Here is a 767-nt window from a genome sequence, read left to right as displayed (position 1 = left end):
CCAGGTGCTCGATCGGGGAACGGCCTGGCTCGACACCGGGACCTTCGATTCCATGATCGAGGCGACCGAGTTCGTGCGCGTGATCGAGCAGAGGCAGGGATTCAAGATCGGCTGCATCGAGGAGATCGCCTGGCGCAACTCCTGGATCGACGACACCCGCCTCGCCGAGCTCGCCGCACCGCTGGTCAAGAGCGGCTACGGCGCCTACCTCCAGCAGCTGCCCGCTCTCGCGCGGGGATCATCCTCCGTCTGAGCGCCCACCGGAGTCCGCCCGTGTCGTCGACCGCGACCCGGGCGTCCGACGCCTTTCGTCCCTTCCTCGAACCAGTAGGAGCACTCGTGCGGATCCTCGTCACCGGCGGTGCCGGCTTCATCGGCAGCAACTTCGTCCACCTCACCCTGCGCGAGCGCCCCGACGTCCGGATCACCGTGCTCGACAAGCTCACCTACGCCGGCGACCTCCGCTCGGTAGCGCCGGTGTCGGACCGGATCACCTTCGTCGAGGGCGACGTCGCCGACGCCCCGCTCGTCGACCGGCTGGTCCGGGAGTCGGATCTGGTGGTGCACTTCGCCGCGGAGTCGCACAACGACAACTCGCTGGAGGATCCGGCGCCGTTTCTGGCGACGAACATCCTCGGGACCGCCGCCCTGCTCGAGGCGGTGCGCCGGCACGACGTGCGGTACCACCACATCTCGACGGACGAGGTGTACGGCGACCTCGAGCTCGAGGACCCCGCGCGCTTCACCGAGCACACCCCCTACAACCC

Annotated in this window: 1 protein-coding gene and 1 pseudogene; both read left to right on the top strand. The window is 68.8% G+C overall.

Annotation, left to right across the window (positions count from 1 at the left end; genetic code table 11):
* Positions 1-253, top strand: a pseudogene (locus C5C39_RS17135) (glucose-1-phosphate thymidylyltransferase); the annotation flags it as partial.
* 86 nt (positions 254-339) lie between these two features.
* Positions 340-767: GDP-mannose 4,6-dehydratase (locus tag C5C39_RS17130; protein WP_146083974.1), on the top strand; the 428-nt coding region annotated here is incomplete at its 3' end.

This window comes from Rathayibacter sp. AY1F3, from assembly GCF_002931975.1.
Classification (GTDB): domain Bacteria; phylum Actinomycetota; class Actinomycetes; order Actinomycetales; family Microbacteriaceae; genus Rathayibacter.
This window is presented reverse-complemented; position numbering and strand designations above follow the sequence as displayed.